This window comes from Nonomuraea sp. NPDC048892 (assembly GCF_040649735.1).
GTDB lineage: Bacteria > Actinomycetota > Actinomycetes > Streptosporangiales > Streptosporangiaceae > Nonomuraea > Nonomuraea maheshkhaliensis.
The window spans coordinates 100,027-118,609 of the sequence record NZ_JBEZFZ010000023.1 but is presented as its reverse complement, the minus strand read 5'-3'; the positions used below and the strand labels follow the sequence as shown (position 1 = coordinate 118,609).

The following is an 18,583-nucleotide window of genomic DNA, read 5'->3' as shown; positions in this document are numbered from 1 at the left end:
TATGAGCGGCGAACCCCTGGTCAGGGTGCGGGGCGTGCATCGCCGGTTCGGCAGCGGTGCGACCGCCGTGCACGCGTTGCGGGACGTGACGTTCGAGCTCGCGGCCGGCACCATGACCGCCCTCGTCGGGCGGTCAGGCTCCGGCAAGACGACGCTGCTCAACGTCATCGGCGGCCTGGACCGCCCGGACTCCGGCACGGTCCTCGTCGACGGTACGGACGTCACGTCCCTCGACGAGGACGGCCTGTCCCTGTTACGGCGGGAGAAGGTCTCGTACGTCTTCCAGACCTTCGGCCTGATCCCGGTGCTGTCGGCCGCGGAGAACGTGGGCGCCCCGCTGCGGCTGGCCCGCGTACCGCCGGTGGAGCGGGAGCGGCGGGTTGCGCTGCTGCTGGAGCTGGTCGGACTGGCCGCCCACGCCGAGCAGCGGCCCGGTGAGCTGTCCGGCGGGCAGCAGCAGCGCGTGGCCATCGCGCGGGCGCTGGCCGCCTCGCCCCGGCTGCTGATCGCGGACGAGCCGACCGGGCAGCTCGACGCCGAGACCGGCCTGTTGGTGATGGCGCTGCTGCGCGGGGTGGTGGAGTCGGAGGGGGTGACGGCGCTGGTCTCCACACATGACCCGACGATGCTCGCGCTGGCGGATCGAGTGATCCGCATCAACGACGGGCGGCTCGACGACGATCTGGGGGCGCGGCCCGATGAACGCTCTGACGGGCGGCTGGACTTCACCGGCCGGGGCGACTCGTGAGTCGTGAGAGCCGCCCGTGCTGAGGCTGGTCGGCCGGCGCGCCCGTGCGCAATGGCCCCTGCTGGCAGCCCTCCTCGCCGTCGCCGTGGTCGGCCCCACGCTGCTCGGCACCTGCGCCCTTCTGCTCACCCGTACCGCCGAACAGGCGCTGGAGACCGCCGCCTCCCGCGCCACTCCCGACCAGATCGACGTCACCGCCTACACCGTCACCATCCGCGGCGAGCACGCCGGATCCGTCGCCGACGACACCCGCGCCGTGCTCACCTCGGCCCTCGCCCCGTTCGCGACGACGACGGCCGCGCGCGCGTCGTCCGTGATGCGGGCGTTTCCCGGCGCCGGTGCTCCGGCCGTGGCGTACCTGTCGGGGGTGGAGGACCTGCCGGCCCGCATCCAGCCGGCCGAAGGACGCCTGCCCAGGGCGGGCGCCGCGCAGGTGGAGTCGGTGGTCCTGGAGAGCACCGCGCGGCGGCTCGGCCTGACCGTCGGCAGCCGGGTCAGCCTCGGCAGGGAGCTGGCAGACGATCCCGACCAGGGGATCGAGGTGAGCGTGGTCGGGATCGTCCGCCCGCGGCCCGGCACCGGCTGGGAGCGTGACCCCCTCGCCGCCGCCGGCCACGATCCCGCCTATCGCGACGGCCGCTCCGCACAGCCGGTGCACGCGTACGGGCCGTTCATCGTCGACCTCGCCGATCTGCTCGGCGGCGGCTCCACCCTCGACCGGCTGGAGATCACCGCCCGCCCCGACCTGTCCGCCCCCGACCGCCGCGATCTCGACACCGTCACCCAGGCCGTGCTCGGCGCCGATCGCCGGTTGGGCGAGAAGCTCGGCGATCGGGTACGCATCCAGCGCGTCGCCTCCCGGCTGCCCGCGACGCTGCTGGCCGCGCACGATCAGCAGCGGGTCACCACGGCCGCCGTGCTCGCCGTCGCCGCCATCGGACTCGTCCTGACCGCCACAGCCCTCGCCCTCGCCGGCCGGCTCAGCGCCGGTGTGCGCGGCGACGAGACCGCCCTGCTGTCCGCGCTGGGCGTCGGGCGCGGTCAGCTCGCCGGCGCCGCGCTCGCCGAGGCCGGCGCCCTCGCCGTGCTCGCCGGCGCGGTCGCGATCCCGGCGTCGTCCGCCCTGCACGCCGGGCTGACCCGGCTGCCGCCCATGGCCGGGGCCGGCCTCGCCACGCCTTTCGGCGTGAACGCCGCACAGGTGCTGTCCGTGGCCGGCGGCGCGCTGGCGCTGGCGGCGGTGCTCGTCGTGCCCTCGCTGCGGACCGCCGCCACGGGGGTGCGCGGGCGGCGGGAACTGCTCGCCCGATCCGGTGCCGACCTGCTGCTCGTGGCCCTCGCCTGCGTCGGCTGGTGGCAGTTGCGCGACCAGCCGGCCGGTTCTGGTTCCCCGATCGACGCCGTACGGGTGCTCGCTCCCGCGCTGCTGCTCATCGCCGGATCGGCGGTGACGTTGCGCCTGGTGTGGCCCGCGTTGCGGGTCGTGGAACGGCTGGCCGCCCGGGCTCGTGGGCTGACGGTGCCGCTGGCCGCGTTCGAAGCCGCCCGCAGGCCACAGGCGGTCGCGGCGGGGCTGCTGATCGGGCTGGGCTGCGCGGCGGCCACGTACGGGATCGGGTTCGACGCCACCTGGCAGCGCTCGCAGCAGGACCAGGCCGATCTGTCGGTCGGCACCGATCTCGCGCTCACCCTCGCCGCGCCGGCCGCCGCCGGGCAGGGCCGGGAGATCGGCGCGGCCACCGGGGGAGAGGTGAGCCCCGCCACCGATCGGGGCATCGCGGTCGGGCAGTGGCTCGGCGGCGCCGGTGACCCGCCGCGGCTGATCGCCGTGGACACCACACGGGCCGGAGCGCTGCTGCGCGGGCGGCTGAACGACGGCCGCACCTGGAACGCCGTCGGCGCCGCGCTCGCGCCGCCGGGGCGCGCCGACGGTGTCCCCGTCCGGGCCGGAGCCGCGCTCTCCCTGATCGGGAGGGCGACCGGCGCGACGCCGCTCACCGTGACGCCCCGGCTGCTGCTGCAGGACGAGACCGGGCTGCGTACGCCATGCACCGGTGCGCCCGTTCCGCTCGACGGGAAGGCGCATCGGCTGCCGGACTGCGCGACGGCCGAAGGGCTCCGGCTGGTCGCGGTGTCGCTGCCGTTCGCGGTCGCGACGGGGAACGTAGGCACTGGCTACTCCGACGCGCTGGCCGAGCTCCCGTCCGGAGACAGCCGCGTCGCCGTGACCCTCACCGTGACGGGAACCGGCACCGGAACCGGCGCGGGACCCGGATCTGAGGCGTCGCCCTGGACCGCCACCTCGGCCGGGCCGGTCCCCGGTCAGCTCGGCACCCCCGCCGTCGCCGTGACCCCCACCTCCGCCGGCACCGAGCTCAAAATGACCACGACCGTCGCGCTGAAGGGCCCGCCGGACGCCGCCAGAACGCTGGTCGCCACCGCCTTCCCGGCTCCAGGGCCGGTGCCGGTCGCCGTCTCCGCCCGCTTCGCCGGTGAGGCGGGCGCCCGGCGCGGCTCCCGGCTCGACCTCACCGTCGGGCTCACCCCCGTCCAGGTCAGGGTGGCCGAGGTGCTGCCGGCCGTGCCGTCCGCTCCTGGCGCCGCGGCCGTCCTGGCCGACTTCGACGCCCTCTCCCGCGCCCTCGCCGTCACCGGCGACTTCGACGTGCCCGTGGACGCGTGGTGGGTCGGCCGTCCCGTCAGAGCCGACGTGGCCGAGCTCCGCCTCGGCGCCGTCACCACGCGCGCGTCCGAGACCGCCCGGCTCACCGGCGGCCCGTTGAAAGCCGGGCTGCCGGCCGTGCTCCGGCTGCTCGTACCGGCCGCGGTGCTGCTGATGCTCGCGGGGCTCGTGCTGCACGTGACGTTCGACCTGCGGGCCCGCGCCGTTGAGGTGGCGCGCCTGCGGGGTCTCGGGATGACTCGGCGCGAGATCCGTACCGTGCTGCTCGGCCAGCACGCCGGCATCCTGCTGCCGCTGCTCGCGGCGGGCGCGGTCGTCGGCGCGCTGGCCACCCGCGTCGTCGCGCCGCTGCTCGTCCGTTCCGACACCGGCGCGGCCCCCGTGCCGGAGGTGCTGCCCGTCTGGCCGTGGGCCGCCGAGGTCGTCCTGCTCATCGGACTGCCGGCCGGGTGCGCGCTGGCGGTGAGCGCCGTGGTCGTGGTCCAGGCTCGGCGCGCCGACGCCGCGTATCTGCGGGTGACGTCATGAGGATCCCGGCACCCCACTGGCCCAGCGTCGCCGGTCGCGCCCGCGCCGACGCCGGGCCGCTGCTCCTCACCGCCGTCGTGGTGGCGGCCGTCACGCTGCTGGCCGGCGCGGTGCCGCCGCTCCTGTCCGCGACCGCCGACGCCCACGTACGGGAAACGGTCCGGGGGAACGGCGGCGACCTCCAGGTCCACAGCCGGATGGAAGCCGACGACGGGCCGAACGGCAGCCGCCTCCGGCACCCCCGCCTGGCCGAGGACGTCGACGACTTCATGGCCAGGGCGACGGACGAACTCGGCCCCGGCCTGCGCGCCGCCCTGCGCCCACCGGTCGCCACCGTCATCAGCCCCACTCTCAAGATCACCGATGGCAGCGTGCTGCGGACGTTCCAGCTCGCCTACGTGGCCCGCGCCGGCGGGCCCGGCGTGACCTGGACAGCGGGCGGCCCGCCCCGGCCCACCGCCTCCGAGACGGCGTCGGTGCCCTACGGCGCGCCGCCGTGGCCGGTGCAGGTGGGCCTGTCGGAGGCGGACGCCGCCGCGCTCAGGCTCCGTCCCGGCGCCCGCCTGCCGCTCGCCGACGAGCAGGGAAATGTCAAGACGGTCCAGGTCAGCGGCATCTTCCGGCCGCACGACAGCGCCGATCCCGCCTGGCGGTCGCTGCCCGCGCTGCTGAGCCCCGTCGCCGGCGCGGACGGCAGGGGCAGTACCCGGTTCGCCGGGCTGCTGTCCCGCGACTCGCTGCCCGACGCCCGGCTCGCGTTCGGCCAGGACGAGTTGCGGCGTACGGTCCGGTTCACGCCCGACCCGTCGCGGCTCACCTGGGACGCGGTCCCGCCGGTCGCCGCGAAGGTGGTCGCGCTCAAGGCGGCCTCCGGCTCCTCCGGCGCCAGGGACGGCTCGCTGAAGTGGGAGACCCGGCTCGACAGTGTGCTGCGGACCGTGAGCTCGCAGGTCGAGGCCGCGTTCGCGCAGGCGTCCCTGCTGGTCGTGACGCTGCTGGCGGTCGCCGTCCTGGTCCTGCTGCTCGCCGCCGACCTGCTGGTGCGCCGCCGTGCCCGCGTCCTGGCCGCCGCCCGGCAGCGAGGGATGTCGCTGCCGGTGATCGGGGGCGAACTGCTGCTCGAATCGGTCGTGACGGCGCTGCCGGCCGCGGCGGCCGGGCTGGGTCTGGCCCGGGCGGTCGCGCCGGGGGTCTCCTGGGAGTGGATCGCGCCCGTGGTGGTCACGGCCGTCGCCGCCGGACCGGCGTTCGGGACGCTCACCGCCGCCCGCGCCACCCGTGATCGTCGCGTTCCGGCCAATCGGAGTGCGCGGCGGTGGCTGCGTGACACCGTACGGCTGCGGCGGGCCGCTCTGGAGGCCGGCGTGCTGGTGGCCGCGTCCGGCGCCCTTGTCGCTCTCCACCAGCGTGGGATCGGCGGGGGAGTGCTGGCCGCCGGCGCCCCCGCCCTCTGCGCGCTCGCGGGCGCGCTCCTGCTGGCGCGGGCACTGCCCCTCGCGCTGCGCTTCGCGCTCAAGCGGCTGCTGCGCTCGCGCCGGCCGCTGGCGGTCTTCGGGGCCGCGCGGGCGGCGGCGGCCTCGGGCCGGGTGCTGCCGCTGCTGGTGCTCGTGACCTCCGCGGCCCTGACCTCGTACGCGCTCACCTTCGCCGCCACCATGAGCTACGGGACCGCGGCCGTCGTCGGCCAGGGCACCGCGGCCGGGCCGCTGGCCACGGGCTTGCTCCGCTTGGCCTGGGTCTCGGCGGTGACGTTGCCGGCTCTGGGCCTGCTGGGACTCGCCCTCGGCACGGCGGCCGGCGCGCCGGAGCGCTGGCAGACCCTGACCCGGCTGCGCACCCTCGGCCTGCGGCCCCGCGAGGCCCGTTGGGTCGCCGCCGGAGAACTGCTGCCACCCGTGCTGCTCGCCGCCGTGGGCGGCCCGCTGCTCGGAGCGGTGCTCGCCCACCTGACGTTCGGCTCCCTCTCCCTGCACCAGCTCACCGGCACCGGCCCGGCCCCGGCAGCGCCCTGGTGGGGGCTCGGCCTGGTGGCGGTGGTGTTCCTGGCGGCGGTCGCCGTCGTGGTGCCGGTCGAGTCGGCGCTACGCCGCCGCCGACGCCTGAGCGAGGTGCTCCGCGCGGGCGACACCTGAGCCCTAGACCGCCGACGATGCCGTAGTTCAGCGGTGCGGCGGCAGAGATGTCATCGGGTGGTACGGGGTCTCGTCCAGGCGCTGATATGCGGCCTCGATCACGTTGTCGGCGTCGATGGACGCCTCAAGCAGCGTCATGCCCCGGTCGGTGCGCCTGGTCACGGCGCGTCGCCAGCGGTCGAGGTTCTCCCTGCTGAGTTCGAGGAACCGGCGGGCCGGGATCGACAGCGGGGAGGTCGAGGTGATGGCGTAGATCGCCCGTACGGTCAGCGGTTCGATCATGCGCAGGCTCGCCCCCCTGCGCCGGGCGTCCAGGGCCTGGCGCATCGGCAGGACGGCGGCCCCGGCGCCGGCGATGACCAGCGGGACCAGCCCGGCGGGTTCGCTGACGTCCACGACGACGGTGGACTCGACGCCGATGGAGTCGAGGTAGGCCCGCCCGAACCCCCGATCCACGATCATGGGCAGGCCGCCGAGCAGGGCGGCCGGCATCGGGTCGGGGAAGTCGGCGCGCCAGCTCGGCGGCAGCGCCAGCACGACCTCGCCCTCCCCGATGCGCACGCAGTCGATGCCCTGCCGGGACACCGGCGCGACCGCGTAGGCGAGCTCGGCCTCGCCCGACCTGATCAGGTGGACGATCTCGTCGGTGTCGCCGTCGTGCTGCTTGAGCCGGACCGTGAACCCGGGATGCTCGCGCCGGAAGTGGCCCACCCACGCGGCCAGGAAGTTGGCCGTCAGGGAGGTGGAGATCGCCAGGTCGACCCGTCCGCGTTCGAGCCCCCGGTAGCCCTCGGCGACCTGGCGGGCATGGTGCAGGTCACGAACCACCTGGCGGGCCGGCCCGACGAGCGCCTCACCGGCCGGGGCGAGCACCAGCCCGCGCCCGACCCGGCGGAACAGTTCCACGCCGAGGTCGCTCTCCAGACGGCGGATGATCTGTGACAGGGACGGCTGTGCCAGGTAGAGCGCGGAGGCGGCCCGGGTGATGCTGCCCTGGTCGACAACGGCGAGAAAACATTCGAGCTCGCGGACGTTCATGGTGCGATCCAATGGGGGGCTCCCGCACCAGGTCAAGCGGTGTGCCAGCCGGGATCGTCCGAGTGGGCGCCGGCGCGGGGCACCGCCAGGTCCGCCTCGACGGTGACGCCGTCGAGGGTGAAGGGCAGCGAGGGCACGGTGAAGCGGTCGCCGTCCGGCCCGACCCCCGTGGTCAGAATTCCGCCGGCCAGCACGTCCTCCGCCCGCGCCACGTCCTGGTACGTGCGCACCTCCGCCGCGACGATGCCGTGCTCGGCCAGCAGCGCGAGGCACTCGTCCGTACGCAGGCCGCCGAGTGCCTCTGAGATCTCCGCCAGGAGCGCCTCCCGGTTGGCCACCCGGGCCGGGTTGCCGGCGAAACGGGGGTCGTCGAGCATCCACTTCCTGTCGATGAGCCGGCACAGCCGGGCGAAGTGCTCGGCGGTGTAGGCCGACAGGACGATGGTCCCGTCGGCGGTGCGGACGAGGTCGGCGGCCGGGGCCACGGTCGCCTGGCCGTTGCCCTTGCGCCGCGGCTCCTGCCCCGAGGCGTGCCATTCGCCCCACATCGCCGACTGAAGGTGGATCGCGGCCTCCAGCAGCGACACCTCGGCGACCCCGCCCTCACCGGTACGCTCCCGGCGCAGCAGCGCGGCGAGGACGACCTGGACGACCGCGTAGCTCGCGGCGACGTCGGCGATGGGGAAGCCGACCCGGAGCGGATCACCGCCGAGCTCGCCGTTGACCGACATCAGCCCGCTCTCGGCCTGCGCGGCGATGTCGAGACCGGCCCGCTGCGCTGAGGACCCACGGGAGCTGAACCCGCGGATCGAGACGTACACGAGCCTGGGGTTGGCCGCCCGCAGGTCGTCGGCCCCGAGACCGAGGCGGGCCAGCGCGTCGGCCCGCAGGTTCTGCACGACGACGTCCGCCTCCGCGATCAGGCGCAGGGCGGTCTCCCTGTCGCCTGCCTGCTTGAGGTCGAGCACGATCGAGCGCTTGCCGCGGTTGTAGGCCAGGACGATGCCCTCGCCGTACGCGCCGATGCCGCGCGCCTGGTCGCCGGCCGGCGGCTCGATCTTGATGACCTCGGCGCCCAGGTCGGACAGCAGCTGGGTCGCCGCCGGCGCGGCGATGTAGTGGCCGAACTCGACGACGCGAACTCCCTCAAGAGGGGGGATCATGCCGCTCCTACTCTCCGGTGAAGACCGGTTTGCGCTTTTCCAGGAAGGCTTGGGCGGCCCGCCGCGCATCGCCACTGCGGGCACACTCGACCATACGGGGCACCTCTCGCCGCAGGTAATCGGGCAGCGTGGCCGATCCGGCGTCGGTCAGGTTCTCCTTGGCGTACCGCATCGCCTTCGGCGCCTGCGCGGCGAGCTTGGCGGCCAGCGCGCCGACCCTGGCCGCCAGATCGGCCGTGGTCTCGGTCACGAGCCCCAGGTCGGCCGCCTCGGACGCGGTGAGCTTGGCCGGGTCGAGCAGCAGCGCCCGCGCCCGGGCGCCGCCCACCGCGCGGGTCAGCAGCCAGGCGCTGCCCAGGTCGCCGGACACCCCGGCGCTGACGAACGCCGTGTTGAACACCGCCGTCCGCGCCGCGATCCGGAAGTCGGCGGCCAGCGCGAGGCTCAGCCCCGCCCCGGCGCAGGCGCCGTTGACGGCGGCGATCGTCGGCGCCGGGAAGTACGCGAGCGTCTCCACGATGGCCGAGGCCCGGCGCAGGCGTTCGCGGTCGTCGGCCACCGAACGTCCGCGCAGCGTCCGCGTCTCCTGGTCCTGGGCGTTGTCCGAGCCGACCCGCGCGAGGTCGGCGCCGACGCAGAAGTCGGCGCCGGCGCCCGTGACGACCAGGACGCGCAGGTCCTTCTCCGCGCCGGCCCGCTCGATGGCGGCGAGGAGGTCCTGCACGAGTGGCCAGGAGATCGCGTTGCGGCGCTCGGGCCGGTTGAGGGTCAGCGTGCCGATGCCGTCGCGGAGCTGGAACAGCACGGTTCCCGTGCCGATCGCCGTCGCGCTCATCGGGGCAGGCCCAGCAGGTCGCGGGCGATGATCGTACGCTGGATCTGGGCGGTGCCGCCGGCGATCCGCTGGCCGCGTACGTGGAGGTGCCGCCAGCGGAGATGCCCGCTCTCAGAGTCGGTGCGAGGCCGGTCGGGATGCCCGTCGTCGGACTCGCCGGGATGCTCGCCGCCGGGCTCGGTGCTCAGGTGGCCGTCCACGCCGAGGACGTCGGCGCCCAGGTCGGCTATCGCCAGTCTGGTCCGTGACCACAGCAGCTTGGTGACCGAGGCGTCGGCGCCCAGGTCCTGCCCCCGGGCCGTACGGCTCATCGCGTCGTAGCCGCGGACGCGGAGCAGCTCCAGGTCGGCCCGGCAGCGGGCGATCCCGGCCCGGACCCGCGGATGTTCGATGGCCGGACGGCCATCCTTGCGGATGCGCCTGGCCGCGGCGATCACGTCGTCGAGCTCGTGGCCGAACTCCACGTACTGGCTGATCGGGGAGGCGTTCCGCTCCACCGAGAGCAGATACCGGGCCACGGCCCAGCCGTCGCCGATCCGGCCGACCACGTTGCCCTCGACGGGCACGCGTACCTCGTCGAAGAACTCTTCGCCGAACTCGTACGAGCCGGACATCTGCCGGATCGGGCGCACGCGCACCCCCGGCAACGTCAGGTCGATCAGCAGGAAGGTGATGCCGCGCCGCCGTTCCGCCGCCGGGTCGGTGCGGACCAGCGCGAACATCGCGTCGGCGTGGCGCGCCAGCGTGGTCCAGGTCTTCTGGCCGGAGACCACGAAGGCGTCGCCGTCGCGCCGGGCGGCGGTCGAGAGGCCGGCCAGGTCGCTGCCGCTCTCCGGCTCGGAGAACCCCTGGCACCAGATCGTCTCGCCGGACAGGACGCGCGGCAGGATCGTGCGTTTCTGCGCGTCAGTGCCGTAGCGCAGCAGCGTCGGGCCGAGCAGCGCGGTGCCGAGGTAGGTCAGGCCGAGGAACGGGCCGATCGGCGCCCGGGCCCGCGCCATCTCCTCGTCGTGCACCGCCCTGATCTCGTGATCGGCCCCGCGCCCGCCGTACTCGGCCGGCCAGTCGACACCGGCGAAGCCGTGCTCGAACCGGTCCTTCTCCCAGCGCCGCCGCAGCTCCAGGGACTCCTCGCTCCCGTCGAGGCCGATCCAGAAACCCGGCTCGCGCCACGCCGCCGGCACGGACTCCGCCAGCCATCGACGGATCTCCCGCCGGAACCGCTCCGCCGCCGGCGAGTATCGAAGATCCATGCCGTGCACCACTCCTCGTCCGATCCGGCCCTGTCGCCCGCCCATCCTGAGCCCATCCTGAGCACCGTCGTTCTGGAGCGTCAAAGAGCAAAACCCATGACCGACTCATTGGGAAACGCAATGAGTCGGGGTGAATTCACGTCTTTGACGTACTTCACACCTGCACGGTGAACTGTGTGCCATTCGCGAAAGTGGACCGGTGACATGGACTTCAGCCTCAGCGAGGAGCAGGTGGCGATGGGCGGCGTCGTACGGCGCTGGCTCGATCGCCATCTGGACCTGGCGTGCGTGGCGCGGTACGCCGACACGCCCGCGGCGGGCCTCGACGCCGGGCTGCGACGCGCGGCGGCGGATCTCGGCTGGCTCGGGGTGACGGTCGCGCCGTCGGACGGCGGGCTCGGGCTCGGGCTGCTCGACCTCGCCGTGGTCGCCGAGGCGCTGGGGGCCGGGCTCGCGCCGGCGGGCGTCGGAACGGCCATGGCCGCCTGCGACGTCGTCGCGACCTCGATCGATCCGGAGCAACGGCGCCGCTGGCTCGCGCCGATGGTCGCGGGCGACCTCGTCGGCGCGACCGCCCTGCGCGCTCCGGGCGGCTCGTGGGACCGCGCCGGCATCGCCGTCACCGCCACCGGCGGCCTGCTCAACAGGAACGGCGGCCTGCTCAACGGGGACGCCGGCATCGTCAACCATGCCGAGGACGCCGATCTCCTGCTGGTCGCGGCCACGACGGCGGCAGGACCGGCCGTGTTCGTCGCGGCGGCCGGGCATCCCGGGGTGTCGATCCGCGCGGTCGAGACCGTCGACCGGACCGTGCGCGCCGCCCGGGTGACCCTGGCCGACGTACCGGCCGAGCCGCTGCGCTGGGCGAACGACGACGTCTTCGAGAACGTCGTCCGGCGGCTGACCGTGCTGGTGAGCGCGGACCTCGTCGGCGCCGCGGGCACGGCGATGCGGATCACTCTCGACCACCTCCGTGCGCGCCGGCAGTTCGGCCGGGCGATCGGGAGCTTCCAGGCGATCCAGCACGAAATGGCCGAGCTGTACGTCGACTGGACGACGATCACCCAGGCGTTGTGGTACACCGCCCACGCCCACGACACCGGGCGCGGCGACGCGACGCTGATGACGTCGGTGGTCAAGAGCCGCGCCGCCGACCTGGCCCGCCGGATGTCCGCCGCTTTGGTGCAGTTCCACGGCGCGATGGGCTTCACCTGGGAGCACAGCGCGCACCTGTTCTTCAAACGGCTGCACAGAGACGCCCACGACTTCGGCGACGACGGCTGGCACGACCCGATCATCGCCACGGCCGCCATCGGGCCGGGAACCCGTCCTCCCCAGTCCCTCCCAGGAGGTGCCCCATGAGTGTTGTTCCGCCAGGCGGCCGTGCCGCGTTGCCCGCGCTCCTCGCGGCCGTCGTCCTCGCCCTCGCGGCGTGCGCCGCGCCCGCTGCCCAGGGCGGCTATCCGACCAGGAACGTCCAGCTCATCGTGCCCTATCCGGCCGGCAGCGCCATCGACGCGACGGCCCGCGCGCTGGTCGAGATCGTCAACGGCGAGGGCAAGCTCGGCCGGCGCGTCCAGGTGGTGAACAGGGAGGGCGGCGCGGGCGCGGTCGGCACCACGGCGACGCTCAGCGCCAAACCGGACGGGCACACGATCGGCCTCGTGCCGGACGGCCCGCTGACGCTGCTCCCGCGGACCGAGAAGGTCTCCTACGACCCGGTGGCGATCTCGGTGATCAGCGAGGTCACCACGTCGCCGGTGCTGTTCGTGGTGCCGGGCGACTCGCCGTACAAGAGCGTCGCCGATCTGGTCACGGCCGCCAAGGCCAAGCCCGGAGCCGTCACGATCGCCGAGGGGCCGCTCAACTACGCCATCCCGGCCGGGAAGTTCGAGCAGCTCACGGGTACGCGGTTCAAGCACGTCAAGTTCGACGGCGACCAGGCCACCGTCACGGCCCTGATCGGTGGCAACGTCGAGGTGGGCGTCATGCAGCTGGCCGGCGGGATGGCGCAGCTGAAGGCGGGCAAGCTGCGCGCCCTGGCCATCGCCTCCGCCGAGCCCATCGAGCTCGCCCCCGAGATCAAGACCTTCAAGCAGCAGGACGTCGCTCTGGAGTGGGAGGCGTACAACGTGGTGATCGCGCCGAAGGGACTGCCCGGCGACGCCCAGCAGAAGCTGAACGAGGTGTTCGGCGCGGCCGTCAAGAGCCCGAAGTTCGCCGAGGCGGCGCGGAAGCTCGGGCTGGTCGTCAGCGGGGCCGACGGTGAGACGGCCAAGGCGCGGCTGGCCAAGAAGACCGCTGAGGCGGCGAACCTGGTCACGGTGAAATGAGAAGATCGGGTCTTGTGCGAGAGAGCGCCAAGCCGGAGGTGATCGTCGCCGGCTCGCTGCTGGCGCTGGGTCTGCTGTACGGCGCGCTCGCCCTCGGTGAGGGCCTGGGGACGATGGCGGACACCGGGGCGGGCTTCTTCCCCTTGATCGTCGCGCTCGTGCTGGCCGTCGCCGGTGTTGTCGTCCTGGTCCAGAGCCGGCGGCGGACGCCGGGCGACGTCACCGCGCCGGGAGCCGGCGACGTCACCTCAGCGGAAGTCGGCGACGTCACCTCACCGGGAGGCGGTGATGTCAGCGTGGAGGACGGGGGCGACGGCGAGGTGCGCTGGTGGCGGATCGCCGGTGTGCTGGCCGCCGCCCTGCTGGTGCCGGCGGTGGGTGACACCGTGGGGATGGTCGTGACGTTGTCGATCTCCTTGGTCCTGATGGCCAAGATCATGGGGGTCTCCCGGTGGAGCAGTGCCGTGCTCTTCGGCCTCGCCTTCGGCGCGGCCACCTGGCTGATCTTCGTTCGCTGGCTGGCCGTCCCGCTGCCGAGCGGCACGCTCGGCCTGTTCTGACCCGGCCTGATGTGAACGGAAGGACGCCCCGTGGGTGACGCGATCGGCAACCTCGGCGCGGGCTTCGCCACCTTCGCCGATCCGGCCTACCTCGTCCTCGCGCTGGTCGGCGTGGTGCTCGGTACGGTGGTCGGCGTGCTGCCCGGCATCGGGCCGATCGGCGCGATGTCGGTCCTGCTCGGGATGACCACGCAACTGGGCCCCACAGGATCGCTGATCCTGTTCGCCGGCATCTATTTCGGCTCCACGTACGGCGGGTCGACGACCTCGATCCTGCTCAACGTGCCCGGTGAGGCGTCGTCGGTGGTCACGGCGCTCGACGGCCACGCGATGACGAAACGGGGCAGAGCAGGGCCGGCACTGACGATCGCGGCGGTCTCCTCGTTCCTGGCGGGCACCATCGCCATCTTCGGTCTCATGATGTCGGCGCCGTGGCTGAGCGGGCTCGCGGTCAAGCTCGGTCCGCCCGAGTACCTGGCGCTGTGCGTCGCGGGACTCCTGCTGCTGGCGGCGCTCGCCGAAGGCTCCGCCGCGAAGGCGATCGTGATGATCTGTGCCGGCCTGGCGATCGGCACGGTCGGGATCGACCCGGCCGGCGGCCAGTTGCGGTTCACCATGGGGTCCGACGCCCTGGCCGAGGGCTTCAGCTTCATCGCCCTGGTCATGGGGGTCTTCGGCGTGGCGGAGGCGCTCACGATGGTCGGCCGGCACCGGCGCCCCGAGCCGGTCAAGGCCCCACGGCTCAGGGAGCTGCTGCCCAGCGGGGAGGAGTCCCGGCGGGCGGCTCCCGCGGCGGTGCGCGGCTCGGTGATCGGCTTCCTGCTGGGCCTGGTGCCAGGACCGGCCGCCGTACTGTCGACGTTCGCCTCGTACGTCACCGAGCGGAAGATCTCCAAGGACCCCGGCCGGTTCGGCAAGGGCGCGGTCGAGGGGGTGGCCGGTCCGGAGGCGGCCAACAACGCGGCGGCGGGCGCGGCGTTCGTCCCGCTGCTGGCGCTCGGGATCCCGTTCGCGCCGACCATGGCGCTCGTGCTCGCCGCGCTGCTGCTCAACGGCATCGTACCGGGGCCGACGTTCGTCGCGGACCAGCCCGAGCTGTTCTGGACCGTCATCGCCGCGATGTACATCGCCAACCTGATGCTGCTGGTGCTCAACCTTCCGCTGGTGGGGATCTTCACCCGCCTGCTGTCGATCCCGCCGCAGGCGTTGATGCCGTTCGTGATCGGGCTGTGCGTGGTGGGCGTGTACGCCGAGAACAACTCGATGTTCGACGTCGTGGTCATGCTGGTCGCGGGGCTGCTCGGCTTCGTGCTGCGCCGGGCCGGGTACAGCATGGCGCCCTTCGTGCTGGCCGTGGTCCTCCAGCCCACGCTCGAAGTCTCGCTGCGCCAGACTCTGGCCTTCTCCGACGGAAATGCCGGGTACGTGCTCGGCCGGCCTGTCACGATGGTGATCCTCGGTCTCGTCGTCCTGGCCGTGGCCCTGTCGGTACGGCGAGCGTTCCGCGCGCGGCGAGCCGTGAGCCCACGCCCCGGCCGGGTCCCGGATGAAGAAAGGGCGTCATGACACAGCAAGCGGGATGGTCCGGTTTCGGCGGGGATGGCTGGGCCGATCTCGCGGCGATCCGGGCCCGGCTGGCGGCGGGCGCCGACCCCGGCTCGGGTGTCTACGCCTTCGGCGGTTACGAGGGGAGACCGCTGCACTTCGCGGCCGAGTGGGGCACTCCTGAGACGGTGGCCGAGCTGGCCCGTCACGTCGCCGACGTCGATGCCGAGTTCGACGACAGGACCGCGCTGTGGACGGCCGTGTTCGCCCATCGCCTGGACCACGCCCGTGCCCTGGTCGCGGCCGGGGCGGATCCGTGGCGGCCGATGATGGCCGGATGGTCTCCCGGACGGCTCGCCCTCGCCGGTCCGGCACCCGGCCTGTTCCCGTTCCCCGCCGGTCACCCGGGCCTGACCTCCGATGAGGCCGCGAAGGTCGCGGAGGCGCGACGGCTGATCGCCGCGCTGGCGGATGTCGGCGAGGACTACATGGGCGTGGCCTGCGTGGCGGAGCTCACCGCGGCCGAGGCCGTGCGGCGGCTGGAGGCCCGGCCGGCCGACGCCGCCGCCGTCGAGGCGGCCCTGGCCGATCCCTGGGCCGATCACGATGCCCACCTGGGGATCGTCGGCATCACCGATGTGCCCGGCGGGTGCGTCATCACCCAGCCCTGGGGAGACGTCCCCTCTACCCCAGAAGTGACCGTGCCGCTGTCCGTGGGAACGATCTGCCACAGCTTGTTCGCCAACCCCAAGAGCGGTAACCAGGGGCTGGTGAGCCGCGACGGAGCGATCGAGGACTCCGACACCTCCCCCGGAGGCGGCCACCCCGGTGGACACCTGACGGCCGCCGAAATCCTCACCGAATACCTCTACCAGGGCGAGGCCGTGGCCTATCTGTGTGTCATGGCGGGACTGCGCCCGGATGACGCCCGGGCCGTCGCCGGCCCGCCGGATCTGTGGATACGCCTGCCGGACCGCTGAGGCCGAGCCCATGATCGCGCCCGTCAGCGCCGCCCGCGGAAGGCGTCGGCGGCGGACCCGTCGACGGTCGTCAACTGGGCGTGGACCTGGTCGAAGGCGGACGGATCGAGTTCGCGAAGCAGGGCACGGGCGTGCCGCCACTGCTCGCCGGCGGCCGGGCGGTCGCCCGCGAGGTGGTGGCAGGCTCCCAGGTGCGCGAGCGTGCTGGCCTCGCCGTACGAGTCGCCGAGCTCCCTGAACACGTCGAGCGCCTGCCGGTAACAGGGGACGGCCCCGGCGGGGTCGCCCTGCTGGAGGCGGAGGTCGGCGAGACATGACCACGTGTGCGCCTCGTAGGGGCGGTTGCCGAGCTTCTGGTGCCGGACCAGGGCCTGCTCGCACAGGTCGAGGGCCTGACCATGGTCTCCCAGGCGCCCGTGGTACCAGCCGAGGTCGGTGAGCGCGACGGCCTGCCCGACCTCGTCGCCCAGCCGTTCGAAGAGGTCGTGGGCGCGGCGGGCGGCATCGAGCGCGTCGGCCTCCCGTCCCTGGAAGCCGTACACGAGATCACGGAAGTAGTGCGTCCACGCCTGGCCGGAGGGGACGTCCTGTTCCAGGGCGGCGTCGAGGTGGTGGTGGGCGTCGTCGAAGCGGCCCAGGTCGGCCAGCGCGGCGGCCAGGTTGCGGCACGCGCGCGCCTCCTCCACCGGGTCGCCCAGCCGCCGGGCAGCAGCGACGGCGGCCCGCTGGGTCTCGGCCCGGTCGTGCCAGCGTCCCCGCCGGTGCAGGAAGACGAACAACGCCCCCGCCAGCCGGCAGACCTGCCGGTCGAGCCCCAGGCCGGCGGCCAGGTCGAGGGCGGCGAGCAGGGCGGGGCGCTCGTTCTCGAACCAGGCCATCGCCGCGTCCGTCCCGGCGAAGCCCGTCACGCTGACGCCAGGGCGGGGCGCGGCGAGGGCGATGGTCTCGGTGCGCCCGTGCAGGTGCCCCGCGGCGGCGAACGCGGACTGGACGTAGTGGTCCACGACGCGGTGTCGTGCGGCGTCCCGGTCGTCGTCGCGGGCCGCGCAGAGTTCGGCGGCGTACGCGCGCAGCAGGTCGTGGCCCGCGTACCGGCCCGGGGTGTGCTCGGTGAGCAGGTTGGCGCGGGTCAGCTCCGCCAGCGGCGCCCGTACCCGCTCGACCGGGACGCTCATCAGGCTGGCGGCGGCGTCCGGCGTGCACTCCGGACCGGGATGCAGCCCGGCGACCAGCCGGAACGTCCGGGCCGCCGCCTCGTCCGTGAGCGTCTCGTACGACCAGGAGAAGATCGCCCGTACGTCGACGGCACGGTCGAGTGCGCCGAGGGCGTCTCCGAACTCGGCGGCGAGCGCGCTCAGCGGATGCGCCGGATGGATCGCGGCGCGGGCGGCGACGATGGCCAGCGCCAGCGGCAGCCCGGCACAGCGACGGACGATCTCCTCGACGGCTTCGGGCTCGGCCGCGATCCGGTCGTGGCCGAGCCGGGCGGCCAGCAGCCGCCTCGCGTCCTCGGGAGACAGCAGGTCGACGGTGAGCGGATGCGCCCCGTACGTCATCACCAGCCCGGTGAGGTGATCGCGGCTGGTCACCACGACCAGGCAGCCGGGCGCCCCGGGCAGCAGCGGGGCCACCTGGGCGGCGTCGCGGGCGTTGTCGAGCAGCACCAGCATGCGCCGCCCGGCCAGCAGGCTGCGGTAGAGCCCCGCCTGCGCGGCCGGACTGTCCGGCATCCGGTGCGGCGGCACCCGCAGCGCGTCGAGGAGCTCGCGGACGGCCGCCGCCGGGCGTACGGCCTCCTGTGATGGGTCGTATCCGCGCAGGTCGATGTAGAGCTGGCCGTCCGGGAAACGATCGGCGACCCGGTGCGTCCAGTGCACGGCGAGCGTCGTCTTCCCGACCCCGGCCGTACCGGCGATCACCACGATCGAAGGCGACCGTGTCCCGTCCGACTGGGGGAGCAGTGCGTCGAGCGCCGTCAGCTCGGCCTCGCGTGCCGCGAACCCGGCGACCGCGGCGGGAAGTTGCCGGGGAACCGCGCGGGGGACGGGCGGGGCGTCGCCGGTGAGCAGGCGGGCATGCACCTGCCGCAGCTCGGGGCTGGGATCGGCGCCGAGTTCCGCGGCCAGCCGGCGCCGGATCGTCTCGTACCGTTCCAGCGCCTCGGCGGGACGGCCGGCCGATTCCAGGGCCCGGAGCAGCCGTACCCAGAGAGATTCCCGCAGCGGATGCCGCTCGGCCAGATCGGCCAGGTCGGTCAGGACCTGACCTGATCCTGCCGCGAGGTCCAGGTCGATCCGCCGCTCCAGCGCGGTCAGGTACCGCTCCTGCAGAGCCGGGCCCACCGACCGCTCCAGCCAGTCCGAACGGATCCCGTCGAACGGAGTGCCGCGCCACAGGGCCAGCGCGGCGGCCAGCCGGGATCGCTCGGCCGCCGGATCCGCCGCCGCCTCGTCGAGCAGGCGGCCGAAGCGGAGCGCGTCCACCCGATCGGGGTCGGCCGTCAGCAGGTAGCCGCCCGGCCGGGCCTCGATCAGCCGCTCGCCGGCGGTGCCCAGGGCGCGGCGCAGCCGCTTGACGTTCGTCCGGACGTTGGCCCCCGGGCTCCCACCCGCGCCCGTGCCTGTGCCCCACACCGCGAGCGCCAGCCGGTCCGTGCCGACCGTACGGCCCGCCGACATCGCCAGCACGGCCAGCAACGCGCGCAACCGCCCGGCCGGGAGCTCGACCGGCCGCCCGTCGACCGCGACCCGCAGCGGCCCGAGCAGCTCGACGGTGACCACGCGGT

The 18,583-nt window shown here is 74.2% G+C and carries 13 protein-coding genes; 8 read left to right on the top strand and 5 right to left on the bottom strand.

Translation table 11 applies throughout. From position 1 onward, the window contains the following. Position 1 precedes the first annotated feature (1 nt). From AB0C28_RS43990 to AB0C28_RS43980, 3 genes are read left to right on the top strand one after another with little or no spacing between them, the layout of a single operon-like run. On the top strand, positions 2-748 hold the full coding sequence (locus tag AB0C28_RS43990; RefSeq protein ID WP_358081825.1) for an ABC transporter ATP-binding protein: 747 nt from the start codon (positions 2-4) through the stop codon (positions 746-748). 16 nt (positions 749-764) lie between these two features. Next, entirely contained in the window at positions 765-3,959 is a 3,195-nt protein-coding gene (locus tag AB0C28_RS43985; protein ID WP_358081822.1) for an FtsX-like permease family protein, read from the top strand. Next, the gene (locus AB0C28_RS43980) at positions 3,956-6,091 is read left to right on the top strand and encodes an FtsX-like permease family protein (RefSeq protein ID WP_358081819.1); all 2,136 of its coding nucleotides are present in this window, start codon (positions 3,956-3,958) and stop codon (positions 6,089-6,091) included. The genes AB0C28_RS43985 and AB0C28_RS43980 overlap by 4 nt, the downstream gene beginning before the upstream one ends. Before the next feature lie 27 nt (positions 6,092-6,118). Here the strand turns inward: AB0C28_RS43980 and AB0C28_RS43975 are convergent, their stop codons facing one another. From AB0C28_RS43975 to AB0C28_RS43960, 4 genes are read right to left on the bottom strand one after another with little or no spacing between them, the layout of a single operon-like run. Further along, on the bottom strand, positions 6,119-7,129 hold the full coding sequence (locus AB0C28_RS43975) for a LysR family transcriptional regulator (RefSeq protein WP_357861215.1): 1,011 nt from the start codon (positions 7,127-7,129) through the stop codon (positions 6,119-6,121). A gap of 32 nt (positions 7,130-7,161) precedes the next feature. Next, on the bottom strand, positions 7,162-8,292 hold the full coding sequence (locus tag AB0C28_RS43970; protein ID WP_358081816.1) for a CoA transferase: 1,131 nt from the start codon (positions 8,290-8,292) through the stop codon (positions 7,162-7,164). 7 nt (positions 8,293-8,299) lie between these two features. Further along, a complete protein-coding gene (locus tag AB0C28_RS43965; protein ID WP_358081814.1) occupies positions 8,300-9,127 on the bottom strand; it encodes an enoyl-CoA hydratase-related protein in 828 nt (275 codons plus the stop codon). Then, complete coding sequence (locus tag AB0C28_RS43960; protein WP_357861223.1) at positions 9,124-10,380, bottom strand: acyl-CoA dehydrogenase family protein; 1,257 nt, start codon at positions 10,378-10,380, stop codon at positions 9,124-9,126. Before AB0C28_RS43960 ends, AB0C28_RS43965 begins: the two co-directional genes overlap by 4 nt. A 204-nt stretch (positions 10,381-10,584) precedes the next feature. On the opposite strand from AB0C28_RS43960, the gene AB0C28_RS43955 reads away from it, so the two are divergent. Genes AB0C28_RS43955 through AB0C28_RS43935 form a run of 5 tightly spaced genes read left to right on the top strand, consistent with a single transcriptional unit; the run spans position 10,585 to position 15,798 of the window. Beyond that, a complete protein-coding gene (locus AB0C28_RS43955; RefSeq protein WP_358081812.1) occupies positions 10,585-11,742 on the top strand; it encodes an acyl-CoA dehydrogenase family protein in 1,158 nt (385 codons plus the stop codon). Then, positions 11,739-12,713: a tripartite tricarboxylate transporter substrate binding protein gene (locus AB0C28_RS43950; protein WP_357861228.1), complete on the top strand. Its 975-nt coding sequence runs from the start codon at positions 11,739-11,741 to the stop codon at positions 12,711-12,713. Before AB0C28_RS43955 ends, AB0C28_RS43950 begins: the two co-directional genes overlap by 4 nt. Positions 12,714-12,727: 14 nt before the next feature. After that, positions 12,728-13,273 (top strand): tripartite tricarboxylate transporter TctB family protein, encoded by a 546-nt coding sequence (locus AB0C28_RS43945; RefSeq protein ID WP_358081809.1) that lies wholly within the window; start codon positions 12,728-12,730, stop codon positions 13,271-13,273. A gap of 30 nt (positions 13,274-13,303) precedes the next feature. Further along, positions 13,304-14,839 (top strand): tripartite tricarboxylate transporter permease, encoded by a 1,536-nt coding sequence (locus tag AB0C28_RS43940; RefSeq protein ID WP_358081806.1) that lies wholly within the window; start codon positions 13,304-13,306, stop codon positions 14,837-14,839. Beyond that, positions 14,836-15,798 carry an ankyrin repeat domain-containing protein gene (locus tag AB0C28_RS43935; RefSeq protein WP_357861237.1) on the top strand — a complete coding sequence of 321 codons (963 nt, stop codon included), beginning with the start codon at positions 14,836-14,838 and terminating at the stop codon, positions 15,796-15,798. Before AB0C28_RS43940 ends, AB0C28_RS43935 begins: the two co-directional genes overlap by 4 nt. A 23-nt stretch (positions 15,799-15,821) precedes the next feature. Here AB0C28_RS43935 and AB0C28_RS43930 read toward each other — a convergent pair whose 3' ends face one another. After that, positions 15,822-18,578 carry a BTAD domain-containing putative transcriptional regulator gene (locus tag AB0C28_RS43930; RefSeq protein ID WP_358081803.1) on the bottom strand — a complete coding sequence of 919 codons (2,757 nt, stop codon included), beginning with the start codon at positions 18,576-18,578 and terminating at the stop codon, positions 15,822-15,824. Between the last annotated feature and the right edge of the window lie 5 nt (positions 18,579-18,583).